The 18151-nt window shown below is 68.2% G+C and carries 21 protein-coding genes; 13 read left to right on the top strand and 8 right to left on the bottom strand.

Going from position 1 to position 18151, the window contains the following annotated elements; all coding sequences use genetic code 11:
- Both AC3WQZ_RS27570 and AC3WQZ_RS27565 read right to left on the bottom strand, forming a co-directional pair.
- Window positions 1-780 (bottom strand): CobW family GTP-binding protein (locus tag AC3WQZ_RS27570; protein ID WP_492301628.1); only part of this gene is annotated, 780 nt, incomplete at its 3' end.
- 30 nt (window positions 781-810) lie between these two features.
- Window positions 811-1347 (bottom strand): Fur family transcriptional regulator, encoded by a 537-nt coding sequence (locus tag AC3WQZ_RS27565; protein WP_010813284.1) that lies wholly within the window; start codon window positions 1345-1347, stop codon window positions 811-813.
- A gap of 141 nt (window positions 1348-1488) precedes the next feature.
- Here AC3WQZ_RS27565 and AC3WQZ_RS27560 point away from each other — a divergent pair, with 141 nt between their 5' ends.
- From AC3WQZ_RS27560 to AC3WQZ_RS27540, 5 genes are all read left to right on the top strand, one after another.
- Window positions 1489-2388 carry an alpha/beta fold hydrolase gene (locus AC3WQZ_RS27560; RefSeq protein ID WP_010813285.1) on the top strand — a complete coding sequence of 300 codons (900 nt, stop codon included), beginning with the start codon at window positions 1489-1491 and terminating at the stop codon, window positions 2386-2388.
- A gap of 295 nt (window positions 2389-2683) precedes the next feature.
- A complete protein-coding gene (locus AC3WQZ_RS27555; protein WP_011614396.1) occupies window positions 2684-3670 on the top strand; it encodes a tripartite tricarboxylate transporter substrate-binding protein in 987 nt (328 codons plus the stop codon).
- A 218-nt stretch (window positions 3671-3888) separates the two neighbouring features.
- Window positions 3889-4425 (top strand): ATP-dependent protease subunit HslV, encoded by a 537-nt coding sequence (gene hslV, locus AC3WQZ_RS27550; RefSeq protein ID WP_010813287.1) that lies wholly within the window; start codon window positions 3889-3891, stop codon window positions 4423-4425.
- A 50-nt stretch (window positions 4426-4475) separates the two neighbouring features.
- Window positions 4476-5807 (top strand): ATP-dependent protease ATPase subunit HslU, encoded by a 1332-nt coding sequence (gene hslU, locus AC3WQZ_RS27545; protein ID WP_010813288.1) that lies wholly within the window; start codon window positions 4476-4478, stop codon window positions 5805-5807.
- 257 nt (window positions 5808-6064) lie between these two features.
- A complete protein-coding gene (locus AC3WQZ_RS27540) occupies window positions 6065-6361 on the top strand; it encodes a hypothetical protein (protein WP_492301626.1) in 297 nt (98 codons plus the stop codon).
- Between the two features lie 53 nt (window positions 6362-6414).
- On the opposite strand, the gene AC3WQZ_RS27535 is transcribed toward AC3WQZ_RS27540, so the two are convergent.
- Both AC3WQZ_RS27535 and AC3WQZ_RS27530 read right to left on the bottom strand, forming a co-directional pair.
- On the bottom strand, window positions 6415-7026 hold the full coding sequence (locus AC3WQZ_RS27535; RefSeq protein WP_011614398.1) for a response regulator transcription factor: 612 nt from the start codon (window positions 7024-7026) through the stop codon (window positions 6415-6417).
- Window positions 7023-8411 carry an ATP-binding protein gene (locus tag AC3WQZ_RS27530; protein ID WP_058698553.1) on the bottom strand — a complete coding sequence of 463 codons (1389 nt, stop codon included), beginning with the start codon at window positions 8409-8411 and terminating at the stop codon, window positions 7023-7025. The genes AC3WQZ_RS27535 and AC3WQZ_RS27530 overlap by 4 nt, the downstream gene beginning before the upstream one ends.
- A gap of 176 nt (window positions 8412-8587) precedes the next feature.
- Between AC3WQZ_RS27530 and AC3WQZ_RS27525 the strand changes: the two genes are divergently transcribed.
- Window positions 8588-9076 (top strand): copper chaperone PCu(A)C, encoded by a 489-nt coding sequence (locus tag AC3WQZ_RS27525; RefSeq protein ID WP_492301624.1) that lies wholly within the window; start codon window positions 8588-8590, stop codon window positions 9074-9076.
- A 178-nt stretch (window positions 9077-9254) separates the two neighbouring features.
- Here the strand turns inward: AC3WQZ_RS27525 and AC3WQZ_RS27520 are convergent, their stop codons facing one another.
- Window positions 9255-10190: a LysR family transcriptional regulator gene (locus AC3WQZ_RS27520; RefSeq protein ID WP_010813293.1), complete on the bottom strand. Its 936-nt coding sequence runs from the start codon at window positions 10188-10190 to the stop codon at window positions 9255-9257.
- A 93-nt stretch (window positions 10191-10283) separates the two neighbouring features.
- Here AC3WQZ_RS27520 and AC3WQZ_RS27515 point away from each other — a divergent pair, with 93 nt between their 5' ends.
- Window positions 10284-10814 (top strand): DMT family transporter, encoded by a 531-nt coding sequence (locus AC3WQZ_RS27515; RefSeq protein WP_011614400.1) that lies wholly within the window; start codon window positions 10284-10286, stop codon window positions 10812-10814.
- Here the strand turns inward: AC3WQZ_RS27515 and AC3WQZ_RS27510 are convergent.
- Complete coding sequence (locus AC3WQZ_RS27510) at window positions 10787-11017, bottom strand: cysteine-rich CWC family protein (RefSeq protein WP_010813295.1); 231 nt, start codon at window positions 11015-11017, stop codon at window positions 10787-10789. The two genes, AC3WQZ_RS27515 and AC3WQZ_RS27510, sit on opposite strands and share 28 nt — an antisense overlap.
- Window positions 11018-11359: 342 nt before the next feature.
- Between AC3WQZ_RS27510 and argB the strand changes: the two genes are divergently transcribed.
- From argB to metW, 5 genes are all read left to right on the top strand, one after another.
- Window positions 11360-12277 (top strand): acetylglutamate kinase, encoded by a 918-nt coding sequence (gene argB, locus AC3WQZ_RS27505; protein WP_010813296.1) that lies wholly within the window; start codon window positions 11360-11362, stop codon window positions 12275-12277.
- Window positions 12278-12349: 72 nt separating this feature from the next.
- Window positions 12350-13288: a pyrimidine 5'-nucleotidase gene (locus AC3WQZ_RS27500; RefSeq protein WP_010813297.1), complete on the top strand. Its 939-nt coding sequence runs from the start codon at window positions 12350-12352 to the stop codon at window positions 13286-13288.
- Window positions 13285-13956, top strand: coding sequence for a nucleoid occlusion factor SlmA (gene slmA / locus AC3WQZ_RS27495; RefSeq protein ID WP_439671167.1), 672 nt, complete (start codon window positions 13285-13287; stop codon window positions 13954-13956). The genes AC3WQZ_RS27500 and slmA overlap by 4 nt, the downstream gene beginning before the upstream one ends.
- 454 nt (window positions 13957-14410) lie before the next feature.
- Entirely contained in the window at window positions 14411-15592 is a 1182-nt protein-coding gene (metX, locus tag AC3WQZ_RS27490; RefSeq protein WP_011614402.1) for a homoserine O-succinyltransferase MetX, read from the top strand.
- On the top strand, window positions 15589-16200 hold the full coding sequence (metW, locus tag AC3WQZ_RS27485; RefSeq protein ID WP_010813300.1) for a methionine biosynthesis protein MetW: 612 nt from the start codon (window positions 15589-15591) through the stop codon (window positions 16198-16200). The genes metX and metW overlap by 4 nt, the downstream gene beginning before the upstream one ends.
- A 10-nt stretch (window positions 16201-16210) precedes the next feature.
- On the opposite strand, the gene AC3WQZ_RS27480 is transcribed toward metW, so the two are convergent.
- Window positions 16211-16639 (bottom strand): VOC family protein, encoded by a 429-nt coding sequence (locus tag AC3WQZ_RS27480; RefSeq protein ID WP_011614403.1) that lies wholly within the window; start codon window positions 16637-16639, stop codon window positions 16211-16213.
- An 82-nt stretch (window positions 16640-16721) separates the two neighbouring features.
- On the opposite strand from AC3WQZ_RS27480, the gene AC3WQZ_RS27475 reads away from it, so the two are divergent.
- The gene (locus AC3WQZ_RS27475; RefSeq protein ID WP_010813302.1) at window positions 16722-17294 is read left to right on the top strand and encodes a TetR/AcrR family transcriptional regulator; all 573 of its coding nucleotides are present in this window, start codon (window positions 16722-16724) and stop codon (window positions 17292-17294) included.
- On the opposite strand, the gene AC3WQZ_RS27470 is transcribed toward AC3WQZ_RS27475, so the two are convergent.
- Window positions 17295-18151 (bottom strand): LysR family transcriptional regulator (locus AC3WQZ_RS27470; RefSeq protein WP_492301622.1); only part of this gene is annotated, 857 nt, incomplete at its 5' end.

Below are 18151 nucleotides of genomic sequence, written 5' to 3'. Positions count from 1 at the left end.
GTGGTGGTGGTGGTCGTGCGCGTGGCCATGGCCGTGCGCATGGTCGTGCCCGTGGTCATGGCCGCAGTCGTCGCCGCAATGCTCGCCATGCTCATGGTCATGATCGTGGTCATGGTCGTCGGCGCGCAGGAATTCCGGGTCGATCTCCAGCTTGGCGTTCAGGTTGAAGCCGCGCAGGTCGAAGATGGTGTCGATCGGCGCCTCGCCGAAGTTGACCAGACGGATCGGCGCGCGCGGGTTCATGTGCAGCAGGCGGTGGCGCAGCTCGGCCACGTCGGCTTCGGTCACCAGGTCGGACTTGGTGATGAAGATGGCGTCGGCAAAGCCAACCTGGCGCTGCGCCTCTTCCTGCTTGTCCAGCTGCAGGTGGGCATGCTTGGCGTCGACCAGCGTGATCACCGCGTCGAGCAGGTAGCGCGAGGCAATTTCCTCGTCCATGAAGAAGGTCTGCGCCACCGGGCCCGGGTTGGCCACGCCCGTGGTCTCGATCACCACGCGGTCGAAGTCGATCTCGCCGGCGTCGCGGCGCGTCAGCAGCGTCGACAGCGCCTGCACCAGATCGCCGCGGATGGTGCAGCAGATGCAGCCGTTGCTCATCTGCACGATCTGCTCGCGGCCGTCCTGCACCAGGATCTCGTTGTCGATGTTCTCTTCGCCGAACTCGTTCTCGATCACGGCGATCTTCATGCCGTGCTGCTCGTTCAGGATGCGCTTGAGCAGGGTGGTCTTGCCGCTGCCGAGAAAGCCGGTCAGGATCGTGACCGGGGTCAGTTTGGACATTGTTGTTCTCCGGGTATGAGAGATTGCCGTTCAGTGCGAAGCGCCGCCAGGCGAGGCGGGCGCACGCTTGCCGCACTCGGCGCAGACGCCGTTTACGGTCAGTTCGACATGTTCGATGGCAAAGCCGCTGGGCACGCGCGGCGCGGCCGGCGGAGCCGGCGCGCTGGCATCGTCCAGGCAGAAGGTGCGGTCGCAGCGGGTGCAGTGGAAATGGCTGTGCTGGCGGTGCTCCTGCGCGCGCGCGGCCTCGTGTTCAACCAGGCTGAAGCGGAACACGCGGTCGTTGCCGGCACGCTTCTGCGCCACGCCCTGTTCCACCAGCCAGTCCAGCACGCGGTAGACGGTGACGCGGTCTATGGTCTCGCCCGGTTCGGGCAGGCGGTCGATCACGGCCTGGTGCGTCAGCGCCTCTTCGCTGCCGATCAGGCAGGCCAGGATGCACAGCCGCGGCTGGGTCACGCGCGCGCCCAGCTGGCGCAGGCGCTCGTGGGCGGCTTCCAGGGACTCAGGGGTGGGGATCGCCGGTTCCGGCACAGCGGCCGGCCGGTCCGGACTGGGACGGGTCATGGGCGGATTTAACCATAGGCCCCCGGTTGATGCAATTCAGTTGCGTCAGCGGGCCGAATGGCGAAGCCGGCGCAGCCACGCCGATGAGGCGGTTTGCGCCTATGATCGGCACAGGACGACCCTTAGAAGCGGAGACGACCCATGCTGAATGACGCCAGCGCGCTGCTGTTCCCGAACTTCGAACCCTTCCGGCAGCGTGTCGGCGAGGTCGAGATCGCCGGCGTGCGCGGCGGTTCGGGACCGCCGCTGCTGCTGTTGCACGGGCACCCGCAGAGCCACCTGATCTGGCACCGGGTGGCGCCGGCGCTGGCCGATCACTTCACGGTGATCGCCACCGACCTGCGCGGCTACGGCAGCAGCTCGGCCCCGCCCGGCAATGCCGGCCACGAGCACTACAGCAAGCGCACCATGGCGCAGGACCAGGTGTCGCTGATGACGGCGTTCGGTTTCGAGCGCTTTGCGCTGTGCGGCCACGACCGCGGTGCCCGCGTCGCGCACCGGCTGTGCATGGACCATCCGGACGCGGTCAGCCGCGCCATGCTGCTGGACATCGCGCCCACGCTGGCGATGTACGAGCGCACCAGCATGGCCTTTGCCGCAGCCTACTGGCACTGGTTCTTCCTGATCCAGCCGGCGCCGTTCCCCGAGACGCTGATCAACGCCGAGCCCGATTTCTACATCGAGAAGCTGATGGGCCTGCGCCACGCGGGCCTGACGCCCTTCGCCCCCGACGCCATGGCTGCCTACACCGCGGCGATGCGCGACCCGGCGCGCGTGCATGCCATGTGCGAGGACTACCGCGCCGCCGCCACCATCGACCTGGAGCACGACCGCGCCGACCGCGAGGCCGGGCGCCGGCTGGCGCTGCCGCTGCGCGTGCTGTGGGGCGAGCACGGCGTGGTGGCGCGCTGCTTCGAGCCGCTGGCGCTGTGGCAGGAGGTGGCGACCGACATCAGCGGCCAGGCGCTGCCGTGCGGGCACTACATCCCGGAAGAGGCCGCCGAACCTCTGCTTGAGGAAATGCTCGGTTTCTTCCGTTAGGCCGCACCGGGTGTCACAAACGCATGCCTTTGCATCCGATCTCTGCCATATCCTCCCCGTTTCCCGCCATATGCGGCTGATTGCAAGCGGGTTAGCCCCTATACCTGCGTATTGTCTGGAGTTGCTAACATCAAGGCCCGCCCTTGCCGTTTTACGGCAGGGGCAGCCGAGCCAGCCGGCATGGTCCAAGAGCGCCGCCACAGAGACCGCGCCAGATGCGCCCCGCACAAGCAGGGGCCGGGCCGGCGGCAACGCATTGCAAGACGGGTATCAAAGGGAATCAGGAGAAGAGAGCATGAAACGAGTAATAAAGATGGTCGCGGCCGCGCTGGCAGTCAGCGCAATGGGTGTGGCGTCGGGCGCGTACGCCCAGGAATATCCTGGCGGCAAGCCGGTGTCGGCGGTGGTGCCGTTTGCCGCGGGTGGTCCGACCGACAAGCTCTCGCGCGAGCTGACCGCGATCATGTCCAAGCATCTGGGCGCGACCATGATCATCGAGAACCTCGGCGGCGCCGGCGGCACCATCGGCGCCAAGAAGGTGGCCCAGGCCAAGAACGACGGCCACACCCTGCTGATCCACCATATCGGCATGGCCACGGCCCCGGCGCTGTACCGCAACCTGGGCTTCGATCCGCTCAAGGACTTCGAGATGGTCGGCGAAATCGCCGACGTGCCGATGATCCTGGTCGGCAACAAGCAGCTGCCGCCAAACACCTTCAAGGACCTGCTGCCGTACCTCAAGGCCAACGCCAGCAAGCTGTCGCTGGCCAATGCCGGCATCGGCTCGGCTTCGCACCTGTGCGGCCTGCTGTTCCAGAGCGCGATCCAGACCGAACTGACCACCGTGCCGTACAAGGGCGCCGCGCCGGCACTAACCGATATCCTGGGCGGCCAGGTCAACCTGCTGTGCGACCAGACCACCAATCTCGCAGGCCACCTCAAGGCCAACTCGGTCAAGCCGTACGCGGCCATGCAGGCACGCCGCGTGGAAGCGTTCAAGGATATCCCGACGGCGGCCGAGCAAGGCCTGCCGGGCGTGGAAGTGAAGGTCTGGCACGCCATGTACGCGCCCAAGGGCACGCCCAAGCCGGTGATCGACAAGCTGTCGGCTGCGCTGCAGAAGGCCGTGGCCGACCCGACCTTCCGCTCCAAGATGGCCGAGCTGGGCGCCGAAGCCGCGCCGGCACAGCGCGCCACGCCGGATTCGCTGCGCACCCTCCTGACCGCCGAGATCAACAAGTGGACCCCGGTGATCAAGAAGGCCGGCGTGTATGCGGACTGATCTGGTGGAGTGATGCGCGAGGCGCGCGGGCCAGTGGCCCCGCGCGTCGCGGACAAGGGCCATGCGGCAACGCATGGCCCTTTTTGTTTGGGCGCGGCGCCGGGCAACGTGGCGGCAGGCATCCTATATTGGTCAGACCGCGCCCGGCGCACGCGAGGGCCTTGAAACCCGCCGGGGGCGTCGCCAACTAGGGTCCTGACATATTCACGGAAGCCACCATGGAACAGTATCACGGCACTACCATCGTCAGCGTCCGCCGCGGCAATCAGGTCGCACTCGGCGGTGATGGTCAGGTCACTCTCGGCAATATCGTGATGAAGGGCACCGCGCGCAAGGTGCGCCGCATCTACAACGGCAAGGTCCTGGTCGGGTTTGCCGGCAGCACCGCCGATGCCTTCTCGCTGCTGGACCGCTTCGAGGCCAAGCTGGAAAAGTACCAGGGCAACCTGACCCGCGCCGCGGTCGACCTGGCCAAGGACTGGCGTTCGGACCGCGCCCTGCGCCGGCTGGAAGCCATGCTGATCACCGCCGACCGCGACACCACGCTGGTCATCACCGGCAACGGCGACGTGCTCGACCCCGAGGGCGGCATCGCCGCGATCGGCTCGGGCGGCGCGTATGCGCAGTCGGCCGCCAAGGCGCTGGTCGAGAACACCGAAATGGCGCCCAAGGACGTGGTCGAGAAGGCGCTGACCATTGCCGGCGAGCTCTGCATCTATACCAACACCAACTTCGTCATCGAGACGCTGGAATAAGCGCAGGCCGGCCACCGCGCAGGCCGGCGCGCCCCCACTGAACGGATACCATGTCGCACACCATGACCCCGTCGGAAATCGTTTCCGAACTCGACAAGCACATCATCGGCCAGAACAAGGCCAAGAAGGCCGTGGCGGTGGCGCTGCGCAACCGCTGGCGCCGCCAGCAGGTGGCCGAGCCCCTGCGCCAGGAAATCACTCCCAAGAACATCCTGATGATCGGCCCGACCGGGGTCGGCAAGACCGAGATCGCGCGCCGCCTGGCCAAGCTGGCCGACGCGCCCTTCATCAAGATCGAGGCCACCAAGTTCACCGAGGTGGGCTATGTCGGCCGCGATGTCGACACCATCGTGCGCGACCTGGCCGAGATGGCGATCAAGCAGACGCGCGAGTCCGAGATGAAGAAGGTGCGCACCAAGGCCGAGGACGCGGCCGAGGACCGCCTGCTCGATGTATTGCTGCCGCCGGCGCGCGATATCGGTTTCTCGCAGCCGGAAGAGAAGGATTCCAACACGCGCCAGGTGTTCCGCAAGAAGCTGCGCGAAGGCTCGCTCGACGACAAGGAAATCGAGCTGGAACTCTCCGCCGGCATGCCGAGCATGGATATCATGGGCCCGCCGGGCATGGAAGACATGACCGAGCAGATCCGCACCATGTTTGCCGGGCTGGGCCAGGGCAAGAAGGCGCGCCGCAAGATGAAGGTCAAGGAAGCCTTCAAGCTGCTGATCGACGAAGAGGCCGCCAAGCTGGTCAATGACGAGGAGCTCAAGCACAAGGCCATCGCCAATGTCGAGCAGAACGGCATCGTGTTCCTGGACGAGATCGACAAGATCGCCAGCCGCAGCGAGATCGGCGGCGGCGAGGTGTCGCGCCAGGGCGTGCAGCGCGACCTGCTGCCGCTGGTGGAAGGCACCACGGTGAGCACCAAGTACGGCATGATCAAGACGGACCACATCCTGTTCATTGCCTCGGGTGCGTTCCACCTGTCCAAGCCGAGCGACCTGATTCCCGAACTGCAGGGCCGCTTCCCGATCCGGGTCGAGCTGGATTCGCTGTCCGTGCAGGACTTCGAGGCCATCCTGACGCAGACCGATGCGAGCCTGACCAAGCAGTACCAGGCGCTGCTGAGCACGGAATCGGTCGACCTGGTGTTTGCCGATGACGGCATCCGCCGGCTGGCGGAGATCGCCTTCTCGGTCAATGAGAAGGTGGAGAACATCGGCGCGCGCCGGCTGTACACGGTGATGGAGCGGCTGCTGGAAGACCTGTCGTTCCATGCGACCAAGTCGTCGGGCGAGACCGTGACGATCAACGCGGCATATGTCGATGAGCGCCTGGGTGACCTGGCGGTCAATGAGGATTTGTCGCGCTACGTGCTGTAAGGCAATACGGGCGGAATGCGGGAGGGGCGCACCACGGTGCGCCCTTTTTGCGTCTGTGGGCCAGTTTCCGCCCCTGGCGGGAACGGATTTCACATATCCGTACGTATCCGGCTGCCACATGCGGGTAAGGAGCGTAAGCATTGGTAAGCACGCTGGCGCGCAACGGCCCGACAATGCGACCCTTCGTCACCTTGACGGTCGATTGACCGGTGCGGGAGCCACCGCATCCCACTCAACTCACTGGCAGGAGAAATCGAATGGTCCATTACAAGACCCGCCGTGTCGTGCTGGCCACAGGCGGCCTGCTGGCCGCGCTGGCCGCCGCGACGGCCTTCCTTTGCATCCGTCCCGCCGTGCCCGCCGCCGAGGCTGCGCAATCGGGCTCGCGCGGCGCGGCCACTGCCGCGGCCGCGAAGCTGGCGCTGGATTCTGGCGGCCTGTTCACGCTGGCCGACCGGCATGCCGGCGATGCCATGCGCATCGTCGCGCAGGGCAGCAAGCCGCAGGGCAGCGCCGACGGGCTGGACTGGGACTACGTCCAGTTGCGCCTGTAACGCCGGCAGCAGTTGCCACCGGAAGGGCCGCGCAATCCGCGCGGCCTTTTTCTTTACCGCGACACCGGCCGCTTGCCCAGCTTGCGCTGCAAGGTGCGCCGGTGCATGTTCAGCGCCCGTGCCGTGGCGGAGATATTGCCGTCATGCTCGGCCAGCACGCGCTGGATATGCTCCCACTCAAGCCGCGCCACCGACAGCGGCACCGGTTCTTCCAGCGCGGCCTGCGCCGCATCTTCGGACACGCCCGCCATCAGCGCGGTCAGGATCGAATCGACATTGGCCGGCTTGGCCAGGTATTCGTCCGCGCCTTGCTTGACCGCGGCCACCGCGGTGGCGATGCTGGCGTAGCCGGTCAGGATCAGGATGCGTGCGTCCGGCAACGCCTGGCGCAGCGGCGACACCAGCTGCAGCCCCGATTCGGCGGGCACGGTGCTGCCGGCATCCGGCGGCGGCTCCAGGTGCAGGTCCAGCGTGACATAGGCAAACTCGATGCGTGATGCCAGCGCCAGTGCGGTGCGGCCGTCATGCGCCACCTGCACGGCATAGCCGCGTCGCGTGAGCGCGCGGGCCAGGGTGCCGGCAAAGACTTCGTCGTCGTCGATGACCAGGAAGGGCGTGCCAGCCGGTGCGGTGGCTTCGGGTACCGGGGTGAGGGTGTCGGTCATGGGGTTCGTGGTGCCGTGGCGGCGGCGGATGCGGAAAGGGTGGACAGCGCGGGCAGGCGCAGCTCGGCAACGGTGCCGCCGCCGGCGCGGTCATGCCAGGCCAGTTCGCCGTCCATCTGCCGGGCGGCGCTTTGCGCCAGGTACAGGCCGATGCCCTGGCCGCCGTGCTGGCTGGCCACCGGGGTTTCGCCCAGCTGGCCGCGCAGCATCTCGGGAATGCCGTCGCCGTGGTCGGCGATGCGGAACGACAGCCACGGCGCGGTATTGCCGGGCGCCATGGCGATCTGCAGCTGCAGCGGCTCCTGGCCGCGGCCGGCGGCTTGCTGGCTGCGCGCGGCGTTGTCCAGCAGGATGGTCAGGATCTGGCCCACGCGCGCGGTTTCCACCGCCTGCGCGCCGGCGCCCGGCGTGGCGCTGGCCTGCAGGCTGGCGTTGGGGTGGCGCAGCTGCCAGCGCTCGGCAAAGGCCGGCAGCCAGCCGTCGATGCGCTGCGGCGCCAGCGTGGCCGGGTCTTCGCGCAGGCGCGCGAGCGTGGTGCGGCACAGCGCCAGCTGCTGCTCCATGGTCTGCAGGTCGGGCAGGTAGCTGTTGATTGCGGAGGTGCCGCGGCCCGCGTCGGAGGCATCGGCACGCAGCTCGCCAGCGATGACCGCCAGCGTGGCCAGCGGCGTGCCGATCTCATGCGCGACCGCGGCGGCCTGGCCGTTCAGGTCTTCTACGCGCGCCTCGCGCAGCAGCTGCTCGCGTGCCAGGTTCAGCTGCGCCTCGCGCTGGCGCAGCACGCCGGACAGGCGCGCCACGAACAGCGCGATCATCACCGCGCTGGCAACGAAGTTCAGCCACATGCCGGCCAGGTGGTAGTTCACCGCGTTGTCCGGGTTGTGCAGGTCCAGCGGCACATATTCGAACAGCAGCAGCGTGTAGCAGGCGAGCGCGTACAGCGCCAGCGCGATCACCTGGCGCCACGGCAGGATGGCGGCGGCAATGGCCAGCCCCGGCAGGTAGAACGAGACAAAGGGGTTGGTCGCGCCGCCGGTGTAGAACAGGATGGCCGACAGCGCGGTCAGGTCCACCAGCAGCTGGCCCATCAGCTCGGCCTCGCCAGGGGCGCTGTTGCGCCGCGTGTGCTGGCGCAGGCGCAGGCCGGTCAGCAGGTTGAACAGCGCCTGCAGGCCGAACACCACCAGCAGCGGCCCGTAGGGCAGGCGGATGCCGGCGATGGGCTCGCAGCTCAGCACGGTCAGCGCCTGTCCCGCCAGCAGTGCCCAGCGCAGCCAGAACAGCCGGCGCAGCGTCACCTGGCCATGGCGGGCGGAGGTGCCCGCCGGCAGTGGCGACAGGAAGGGGAGGTCGGGCAAGCGGGTCACGGCTGCGGCGGTGGTCATGGCGCGAGTGTATCAATGCGGCCACGGGGCACTGGTGCGTGCGACACCTTGCCGCATTGGCGCTGCGCCGGTCGGGCTGCCAGACTAGCCGGCTGTGCGCCGCATGGCGGGGTTGCCTGGGGCATGCACGGGCGGGCATCGCCATGGTCTAATGTCTGCTTTCAGGAGAGCCTTTCATGCAAGCCAAATTCCGCTCGGCCACGCTGGCCGCATCGGTCGCCCTCGCCGCCGCGCTGGCGTCCGGCGCCGCGCTGGCCCAGGTCGATGTCAGCAACGCCTGGGTGCGCGGCACGGTGCCGACCCAGACTGCCTCCGGCGCCTTCATGGTGCTGCACGCGCACGACAACGCGAAGCTGATCGGAGTGTCGTCGCCGGTGGCCGCGGCCGAGCTGCACGAGATGAAGATGGAAGGCAACGTGATGCGCATGCGCCAGGTCAAGTCGCTGGACCTGCCAAAGATGAAGGACGTCGAGCTGAAGCCGGGCGGCTACCACGTGATGCTGATGGACCTGAAGGCGCAGCTCAAGAAGGGCGACACCGTGCCCATCACGCTGAAGATCGAGCAGGGCGGCAAGATGATCGAGCAGAAGGTCACGGCTGAAGTGCGTGACATGGTGCCCGCCGCCGCCGGCGCGAGCGGCGGCCACGGCGAACACAAGCACTGAGCGCCTGACGGGGCCGGCCTCGTCCATCCACCCATCCAGCCATCATGGCCAACAAGCAGCACGGCACCCGGCAGAAGCTGGTCTTTCGCGGCGACACGCGCCCCGCCAGGCCACCTGCTGTTCCCGCGCAGCGCCGTGATGCCCAGCCCCCGGCGCCAGCCAAGCCGGGGGTGCGCCGTCAGCCGCGCAAGCTGATCGGCTCTTCCGATTCCTGACTGGCCGCCGCGGCCAGCACGCGCTCGCGCAGCCAGGCGTGGGCGGGATCGGCTTCGGTGCGCTCGTGCCAGATCATGCTGAAGGTGAAGTCGTCCAGCGCAAACGGCGGCGCGAACACGGCGTAGCGCGGGTCCTCTTCCAGCGCGGCCAGGCTGCGCCGTGCCGTGGTCAGCACCAGGTTGGTCCCGGCGATCAGCGCCGGCGCCACGCTCCAGTGCGGCACCACGCAGGCGATCTTGCGCCGTCCCCCCAGCTTGGCCACCGCCGTGTCGATCGCGTCCATGCGTTCGCTGTGCGTGGCCACCAGCACGTGCGAGCGCGCCAGGTAGGCCACCTGGTCAAGCCGGCCGCTGTCGCGCACGGTGGCGGCATCCACCGCGCAGGCATAGCTCTCGCAGAACAGCTCGGCGGATTTCACGCCTTCCGGCTGGTGGGTGAACACGCCCAGCGCCATGTCGATCTCGCCATCGGCCACCTGGGCGGTCATGCCTTCGCGGCTGGCCTGCGACACCACCAGGTCGATATTGGGCGCGGCCTTGCGCACCGCGCGCAGCAGCCGCGGCAGCACCACCAGCGCGCCGTAGTCGGACATGGCCAGGCGGAAGCTGCGCCGCGCGGTGGCCGGCTGGAAGCCGCTCGGCCCCAGCAGGATGCGCACCTGCGCCAGCGCCTCGGCCAGCGGGCCGGACAGCTCATGGGCGCGCGCGCTCAGCACCAGGCCGCCCTTGCCGCGCACCAGGATGGGGTCGTCGAGCAGCTGCCGCAGGCGCCCGAGCGCGTGGCTGACCGCCGGCTGGCTCAGGTGCAGCCGCAGCGCGGCGCGGGAGATATGGCGCTCGGCCAGCAGTGCTTCGAGCACCACCAGCAGGTTGAGGTCGATTCCGCGTAGGCTATTCATTCGGCGAATAATAAACGTACGAAAGCAGAATTGGAAATTCGCATTGCGATATTTCAAACTGCTGGCATCGCATCTTGCCCTATGGAGCGCTTCATGTCAGGCACCCAGTTGCCGTTTTCCTTCCCGGTTTCACTCTGGCTGCCGCTTGGCACGGCCGTGCTGGCCGGCGCGGCGATCCCCTTCCAGGCCGGCGCCAACGCCACCCTCGGGCGCACACTCGGGCATCCGCTGTCGGCCACGCTGGTGTCGCTGCTGGTCAGCCTGGCGGCGCTGCTGCCCGTGCTGTGGCTGATGCGCGTGCCGCTGCCGGCGCCAGCGGCACTGGCGCGCGCGCCGGGCTGGCTCTGGATCGGCGGGGTGCTTGGGGTGTTCTATATTTCGGCCGCGCTGATGATGGCGCCGAAGCTGGGCGCCGCGGGCTTTATCGCCGCGGTGGTGGCGGGCCAGGTGCTGGCGGCGCTGCTGGTGGACCAGTTCGGGCTGGCCGGATTTGCGGTGCGCGCGCTCACGCCGGCGCGGCTGGCGGGCGCGGCGCTGATCGTGGCGGGGATGCTGGTGATGCAGTGGGGCAGTGCCGCAGGGCCCGGGCCGGCGCCTCAGCCAGCGGCGGAATCAGGTTCCTGAGCCGCTTGCCGGCGCGCTGCCAGGCAGGCCGGACACAGGCAATGCTGGCCCGGCACGATGCGCCGCGCCGGCAGCAGCGGCTGGCTGGCGCACCAGCACTCGGGCAGCCCCGCCACATAGCCGCAGACAAAGCCCGCGCCGCAGTGGCTGCAATGTTCGACCGGGCGCAGCTGGCCGGTCAGCACGGTCGAGGCGTCGCTCATGGCTGGCTTCTCGGCGCTGGCGGGAAATCGGGGATGCTGGCTGGCAAGAGGCGGCTGGCGGCGGGCATGATGGCCAAGGTGGGGAACGCTGTGCCGCGGCGCAGGCCAAACGGCTGAGTGGTGGCACGTTGTTGCGTGGACGGAACGCGTTGGTGCCCCGTGGGGCGCTTGCAGGCGGTTCGCGGGACCACGTTCGGCCGGTTGACTCGCGCCCCGCGCGGTTTCTTGTAAAATCGGCGCCTGCCATGGCCGGATGGCGCACTTTCGGGCGATCCCCGTTGGTTATCCCTGGCTACGTGGCCGATTAGCCATCATACCTGTTGATTCTCACGGATGTCCCCCATGAACGCCGACAACCCCGGGCCTGCCGCAACCACGGTGGCCGCCATTGCTCCCGCGCTGAAAGCCGAGATCCTCGCCGAGGCCCTGCCGTATATCCGCAAGTTCCACGGCAAGACCATCGTGGTCAAGTACGGCGGCAATGCCATGACCGAAGAGAAGCTCAAGCATGGGTTCGCGCGCGACGTGATCCTGCTCAAGCTGGTCGGCATGAACCCGGTGGTGGTGCACGGCGGCGGCCCGCAGATCGATGAGGCACTGAAGAAGGTCGGCAAGGTCGGCACCTTCGTGCAGGGCATGCGCGTCACCGACGAAGAGACCATGGAAGTGGTCGAGTGGGTGCTGGGCGGTGAGGTCCAGCAGGACATCGTGATGCTGATCAACCAGTACGGCGGCCAGGCCGTGGGCCTGACCGGCAAGGACGGCGGCCTGATCCGCGCCAAGCGCTTGCAGATGCCGGACCGCGAGAACCCGGGGGCGTTCATCGATATCGGCTACGTCGGCGACATCGAGGCGATCAACCCCGCGGTGGTCAAGGCGCTGCAGGACGACGCCTTTATCCCGGTGATCTCGCCGATCGGCTTCTCCGACGACGGCCAGGCCTACAACATCAACGCCGACGTGGTTGCCGGCAAGATGGCCGAGATCCTGAAGGCCGAGAAGCTGGTGATGATGACCAACATCCCGGGCGTGATGGACAAGAAGGGCAACCTGCTGACCGACCTGTCCGCGCGCGAGATCGAAGAGCTGTTCGCCGACGGCACCATCTCGGGCGGCATGCTGCCGAAGATCTCGTCGGCGCTGGATGCGGCCAAGAGCGGCGTGCATTCGGTGCACATCATCGACGGTCGCATCGAGCATTCGCTGCTGCTGGAAATCCTGACCGAGCAGGCCTTCGGCACCATGATCCGCTCGCACTGAGCGGAGCCTCGGGGCGGTGCCGGCAGCGGCCGGCCGCCCCGGTTATCCCATCACCCTCCGAGTTTGCCCGGCGTGCCTTCAAGTCTTCCTTCTCCGCGCCGTGTCCGCGCTCGCCTCTGCCGCCGCCCCGCGGGCAATACCTCGGGCGATACGGTCTGGCTGTTCGATCTCGACAACACCCTGCACGACGCCTCGCACGCGATCTTCCCGGCCATCAACCGGCTGATGACCGACTACGTGGCGCGCGTGCTCGGCTGCGACGAGGCCACCGCCAGCCGCGTGCGCGTGGACTACTGGCAGCGCTACGGCGCCACGCTGCTCGGCATGATCCGGCACCACGGCGTGGATCCGGCTGACTTCCTGCGCGCCGCGCATGAATTCCCGGCGCTGGCCGACATGGTGCGGGTGCGGCGCGGGCTGGCCGCGCACCTGCGGCGCCTGCCGGGGCGCAAGATCCTGGTCACCAATGCGCCGCAGGACTACGCGCGGGCGGTGCTGGAGATAGCGGGCATACGGCATTGCTTCGAGCGCGTGGTGGCAATCGAGCAGATGTGGGTGCATGGCCACCTGCGGCCCAAGCCGGACCGCCGCATGCTGCGCCGGTTGCTGGTGCAGACCCGCATCGCGCCACATCGCGCGGTGCTGGTGGAAGACACCGTGTCGCACCTCAAGCGCTATGCCGGCACCGGCATCCGCACCGCGTGGGTGACGGGCTACCTGCGCACGATCGCGCCATCGCGCCCGCATGAGGTGCCCGCGGTGCGCGACGACGGCAGCCGGCGCGATGCCGCGGTACGCTCGACGCTGGAGGCGGAGGACCGGCGCCATGTCGGCCACGCCGCGCAGGAGCAGTCGGTGACGCTGGTGGCCGCGGAGACCCAGGCACCGCAGGCGCAGCCCGACAACGTGCGGCGCGTGCGCGCCCGCGTGCCGAACCGGCCGGCCTATGTGGACATAAAAGTACAATCGATGCATCAACTCCAACGACGAATGCGGAGAATCGGGTCATGACGCAAAGCAACGGGCGCGAGCCAGAGGCGGTCATTTCAGGCAGTGCGCAGGATGCGCAGGACGGAGGCCAGCCGCCGGCCACGCCGGCGCGCAAGCGCCCGCGCCCGGGCGAGCGCCGCGTGCAGATCCTGCAGACCCTGGCCACCATGCTGGAGCAGCCGCGCGGGGAGAAGATCACAACGGCGGCGCTGGCCGCGCGCCTGAGCGTGTCGGAGGCGGCGCTGTACCGCCATTTCGCCAGCAAGGCGCAGATGTACGAGGGCCTGATCGGCTTTATCGAGCAGACCGTGTTCGGCCTGATCAACCAGATCACCGACAAGGAAGAGCACGGCCTGCGCCAGGCCCACGCCATTGTGCGCATGCTGCTGTCGTTTGCCGAGAAGAACCCTGGCATGACGCGCGTGCTGACCGGCGAGGCGCTGGTGGGCGAGCACGAACGCCTGCAGGAGCGCATCAACCAGGTGGTGGACCGCATTGAGGCCTCGCTGCGCCAGTGCCTGAAGATGGCGGTGACGCAGGCCGCGTTCCCGGCGGATGCCGATATTCCCGCACGCGCGGCGCTGATCATGGCGGTGGTGCAGGGCCAGTGGCACCGCTATGCCAAGAGCGGCTTCCGCAAGTCGCCGTCGGACCATGCCGAGGCGCACCTGAGGGTCTTGCTGGGTTAAGAACCCATTTCACAATGAAGAAGGGGCCCGGCAGCAGCCTTCCCTTCGGGTTCAAGCCAGGCGCGGCGCATGCGTCGTTACGGGCCTTGACCTTGGAATGACCAAGGCCGGCGGCCCGCGCCTAGCCTGCGCCGCGCCTGGCTTGAACGCGTCCCCATCTTCATTGTGAAATGGGTTCTAAATCAACATGCCGGGCCGATTGCTCTATAATTGCCCGGTCGCGCCGATTTGATGACTGGCTTGCGGGCGCGCGGCAGCCAAGGGACCAAGTTCCGGGTTGCCACTACAAATGCGGCTAAAGAGGTTGGGTCGGCGCCCCATGCCTCCACGGTAGTGGATGGCGCCGGCACGCGGAATCCCGCAAGGAATCCAGTGAATCCCGACTTGGCTGCGACGCTTTATACGCAAATGCCGGTCGGGTTTTTTTATGCCCGTTCGCCACGGGCCGGATTCCATGACTGATGTCGCCCTGCCGACCGCCGCGCCTGCCGCGTTCGACCTGCCGCCCGATTCGGTCGGCGTGGTTGCGCCGCAGCGCATGCACTTTGCCGAGCCGCTGAAGCTGCGCAACGGCTCGTCCATTGCCGGCTACGACCTGATGGTCGAGACCTATGGCACGCTCAATGCGGCCCGCTCCAACGCGGTGCTGGTGTGCCACGCGCTCAATGCCTCGCACCATGTGGCCGGCGTCTATGCGGAAGACCCGCGCGACGTGGGCTGGTGGGACAACATGGTCGGGCCCGGCAAGCCGCTCGATACCAATCGCTTTTTCGTCATCGGCGTCAACAACCTGGGCTCGTGCTTCGGCTCGACCGGCCCGATGAGCCTCAATCCGGCCACCGGCGCGCCCTACGGCGCGGCGTTCCCGGTGGTGACGGTGGAAGACTGGGTCAATGCGCAGGCGCTCGTGGCGGACGCGTTCGGCATCACGCAGTTCGCCGCGGTGATGGGCGGCAGCCTGGGCGGCATGCAGGCGGTGGCCTGGAGCCTGCTGTACCCGGAACGCCTGCGCCACTGCATCGTGGTCGCGTCCACGCCCAAGCTGTCGGCGCAGAATATCGCCTTCAACGAGGTCGCGCGCAGCGCCATCCTGTCGGACCCTGATTTCCACGGCGGCAACTACTACGCGCATGGCGTCAAGCCCAAGCGCGGCCTGCGCGTGGCGCGCATGATCGGCCATATCACCTACCTGTCGGACGAGGACATGGCCGAGAAATTCGGCCGCGAGCTGAAGACCGACGACATCCGCTTCTCGTTCGATGTCGAGTTCCAGGTGGAGAGCTACCTGCGCTACCAGGGCGACAAGTTCGCCGAATACTTCGACGCCAACACCTACCTGCTGATCACGCGCGCGCTCGACTACTTCGACCCGGCGCTGGCCTTCGGCGGCGACCTGACGCGCGCGATGGCGCAGACCCAGGCCAGCTTCCTGGTGGCGAGCTTCGGCACCGACTGGCGCTTCGCGCCCAGCCGCAGCCGCGAGCTGGTCAAGGCGCTGCTGGACAACAAGCGCCCGGTCTCGTACGCCGAGATCGATGCGCCGCACGGCCACGATGCCTTCCTGCTCGACGACCCGCGCTATCACAACCTGATGCGCGCCTACTACGACCGCATCGCAGAGGAGATCGGCGCATGAACGCACTGGCCAATCCCAATATCCTGGCGCTGCGCCCCGATTTCCGCGCGATCGCGCGCTGGATCGAACCCCATTCCACCGTGCTCGACCTGGGCTGCGGCGACGGCAGCCTGTTGCGCGTGCTGCAGGACGAACTCGACGTGCAGGCCTACGGCATCGAGATCCGCGACGAAGGCGTGCTGGCGTGCGCGCAGAAGGGCGTCCATGTCATCCAGCAGAACCTGGAGGGCGGGCTGGCGCTGTTCGAGGACAAGAGCTTCGACACGGTGATCCTGTCGCAGACGCTGCAGACCATCCACAACACCGCGCAGGTGCTGCGCGACACGCTGCGGGTGGGGCGCGAGTGCATCGTCTCGTTCCCGAACTTCGGCTACTGGCCGCACCGGCTGTCGGTGTTCCGCGGCCGCATGCCGGTATCGGAATCTCTGCCCTACCAGTGGTACAACACGCCCAATGTGCGCGTGCTGACCATCAGCGACTTCGAGGCGCTGGCGCCCAAGGTCGGCCTGCGCGTGATCGACCGCGTGGTGATGCACGAAGGCGTGACCGTCAACTGGGGCGGCAACTGGCGCGGCAGCCTGGCGGTGTACCGGGTCTGCGCGGCCTGAGCCAGGCGCGTCAGCCGGGCAGCGCGCCCGCCTCGTACTGCGCGGCAAACTCCCCCGACGGCGGGATCGGCTTGATGATGTCGATCAGCACGCCGTTCGGGTCGGCGGTAATGAAATGCCGCTGCCCGAAGGCCTCGTCGCGCAGCGGCAGCAGGATCGGCAGCCCGGCCGCCCGCAGGCGGTCATGGACCGCATCCGGGTCTTCCACTTCGAAGTTCAGCAGCAATCCCCTGGCGCGCTGGCCCCGGGCCGGGGCGGGGATGGTCTCGTGGGTGCCGTCCAGCACCGCGAGGTTGACCGACGGATCGCCGGCCAGTTGCAGGTGCACGTACCAGTCGCTGGTGAACAGCGCCACAAAGCCGAAATGGCGCTGGTAGAACGCGGCCGTGCCGGCAACCTCGCCGGTCATGATGACGGGGTAGTAGCTGGTGATTTTCATGGATGCTCCTCTGTTATTCAGATACATGCAGCCTGTATGTAAATCCATATTAAGATACAGGCTGCATGTATGCAAGGAGGCAATGGTGGCCAGATCCAACCGCGAACGTACCGGGGCAACCCGGCAGGCGCTGCTCGATGCCGCGCGCACGCTGTTTGTCAGCCGCGGCTACGGGGAGACCTCTACCCCTGACATCTGCGCCGCCGCCCGCATCACGCGCGGCGCGCTGTACCACCATTTCGCCGACAAGCGCGACCTGTTCCGGCACGTGCTGGCGGAGGAGGCTGCCGCGGTGGCGGACGATATTGAAGCCGCGGCGCCCGCGGGGCTGGATGCCGCGGACGCCCTGATCGCCGGGGCGCAGGCCTACCTGGACGCAATGACGGTGCCGGGCCGCACGCGCCTGCTGCTGGTGGAAGGGCCGGCGGTGCTGGGACTGCGCGAAATGCTCGCGCTGGACGACGCCAACGCCGCCCGCACGCTGCGCGAGGGGCTGGAGGCCGCGGGCGTGGACCCGCAGGGCGATGTGGCGCCGCTGCTGTCGGCGGCATTCGACCGGGCCGCGCTGGAGATCGAGGCCGGGGCCGATGCCGTGCGCGTGCGCGGCGCGATGCTGTGGTTGCTGCGCCGGGTCCTGGGCCAGTCGGCGCGGTGATCAGCGCGGCGCGTCGTCGGCGGTGCCGGCCAGGTGATCGACAAAGGCGCGCACCTTGGGCGGTACATGCCGGGTGGGCGTGTAGACCGCGTAGGCCGTGCCGATGTAGGGCTCGAGGATGTCCCAGTCGGCCAGCACGGTGACGACCCGGCCCTGGTCCAGCGCATCGCCCAATGAGAAGTCCGGCACCAGCCCGATGCCGGCATCGCGCTCCACCATGCTCATGATCGCCAGGCTGTTGTTCAGCGTCAGGCGCGGCGGGATGCGCACCTCCACTTTCTCGCCGCCGGCCTGGTGGCGCATGGCCCAGCGCTCGCCGAAGTTGCCGTAGCCCAGGTACAGGCAGCGTGCGGCGGGCAGGTCGGCGGGCGTGGCCGGCGTGCCGTGGCGGGCCAGGTAGCCGGGCGAGGCCACCAGCCGGTAGCGCACCTCGCGCAGCGGGCGCGCAGCCAGCCCGGGCGCCAGTTCGCGCGCGATGCGTACGGCCACGTCCATCCCTTCTTCGACCAGGTCGACCATGCGGTCGGCCAGCGTCAGCTGCAGGTCCAGCCCCGGGTATCTGGCCAGCAGCGCCGGCAGCCGCGGCGCCAGCCAGGCCTGCCCGAACGAGACCGGCGCGCTCACGCGCAGCACGCCATGCGGCGTGCCGCCGTGCTCGCCGGCCAGCGCGGTGACGTCGCGCGCTGCCGCGGTCATGCGGGCGCAGGCGGCGTAGACCGACTGGCCCAGCTCAGTCAATGCAAAGGCGCGCGTGGTCCGCTGCAGCAGGCTGGCGCCGAGCGTGGCTTCCAGCCGGGAGACGTGCCGGCTGACCGCCGACGGCGTCATGCCCAGGTCGAGTGCGGCAGCCGAAAAGC

The organism is Cupriavidus sp. FW305-26 (assembly GCF_058787975.1).
The sequence above is the reverse complement of the archived record's forward strand: the minus strand, read 5'-3'. Positions and strand labels throughout refer to the sequence as shown.

Excerpts from the sequence above, each read along its gene's own strand:
- AC3WQZ_RS27565 (WP_010813284.1), bottom strand. The coding sequence starts at position 1,347 with ATGACCCGTCCCAGTCCGGACCGGCCGGCCGCTGTGCCGGAACCGGCG.
- AC3WQZ_RS27560 (WP_010813285.1), top strand. The coding sequence starts at position 1,489 with ATGCTGAATGACGCCAGCGCGCTGCTGTTCCCGAACTTCGAACCCTTC.
- AC3WQZ_RS27555 (WP_011614396.1), top strand. The coding sequence starts at position 2,684 with ATGAAACGAGTAATAAAGATGGTCGCGGCCGCGCTGGCAGTCAGCGCA.
- hslV (WP_010813287.1), top strand. The coding sequence starts at position 3,889 with ATGGAACAGTATCACGGCACTACCATCGTCAGCGTCCGCCGCGGCAAT.
- hslU (WP_010813288.1), top strand. The coding sequence starts at position 4,476 with ATGTCGCACACCATGACCCCGTCGGAAATCGTTTCCGAACTCGACAAG.
- AC3WQZ_RS27540 (WP_492301626.1), top strand. The coding sequence starts at position 6,065 with ATGGTCCATTACAAGACCCGCCGTGTCGTGCTGGCCACAGGCGGCCTG.
- AC3WQZ_RS27535 (WP_011614398.1), bottom strand. The coding sequence starts at position 7,026 with ATGACCGACACCCTCACCCCGGTACCCGAAGCCACCGCACCGGCTGGC.
- AC3WQZ_RS27530 (WP_058698553.1), bottom strand. The coding sequence starts at position 8,411 with ATGACCACCGCCGCAGCCGTGACCCGCTTGCCCGACCTCCCCTTCCTG.
- AC3WQZ_RS27525 (WP_492301624.1), top strand. The coding sequence starts at position 8,588 with ATGCAAGCCAAATTCCGCTCGGCCACGCTGGCCGCATCGGTCGCCCTC.
- AC3WQZ_RS27520 (WP_010813293.1), bottom strand. The coding sequence starts at position 10,190 with ATGAATAGCCTACGCGGAATCGACCTCAACCTGCTGGTGGTGCTCGAA.
- AC3WQZ_RS27515 (WP_011614400.1), top strand. The coding sequence starts at position 10,284 with ATGTCAGGCACCCAGTTGCCGTTTTCCTTCCCGGTTTCACTCTGGCTG.
- AC3WQZ_RS27510 (WP_010813295.1), bottom strand. The coding sequence starts at position 11,017 with ATGAGCGACGCCTCGACCGTGCTGACCGGCCAGCTGCGCCCGGTCGAA.
- argB (WP_010813296.1), top strand. The coding sequence starts at position 11,360 with ATGAACGCCGACAACCCCGGGCCTGCCGCAACCACGGTGGCCGCCATT.
- slmA (WP_439671167.1), top strand. The coding sequence starts at position 13,285 with ATGACGCAAAGCAACGGGCGCGAGCCAGAGGCGGTCATTTCAGGCAGT.
- metX (WP_011614402.1), top strand. The coding sequence starts at position 14,411 with ATGACTGATGTCGCCCTGCCGACCGCCGCGCCTGCCGCGTTCGACCTG.
- metW (WP_010813300.1), top strand. The coding sequence starts at position 15,589 with ATGAACGCACTGGCCAATCCCAATATCCTGGCGCTGCGCCCCGATTTC.
- AC3WQZ_RS27480 (WP_011614403.1), bottom strand. The coding sequence starts at position 16,639 with ATGAAAATCACCAGCTACTACCCCGTCATCATGACCGGCGAGGTTGCC.
- AC3WQZ_RS27475 (WP_010813302.1), top strand. The coding sequence starts at position 16,722 with ATGGTGGCCAGATCCAACCGCGAACGTACCGGGGCAACCCGGCAGGCG.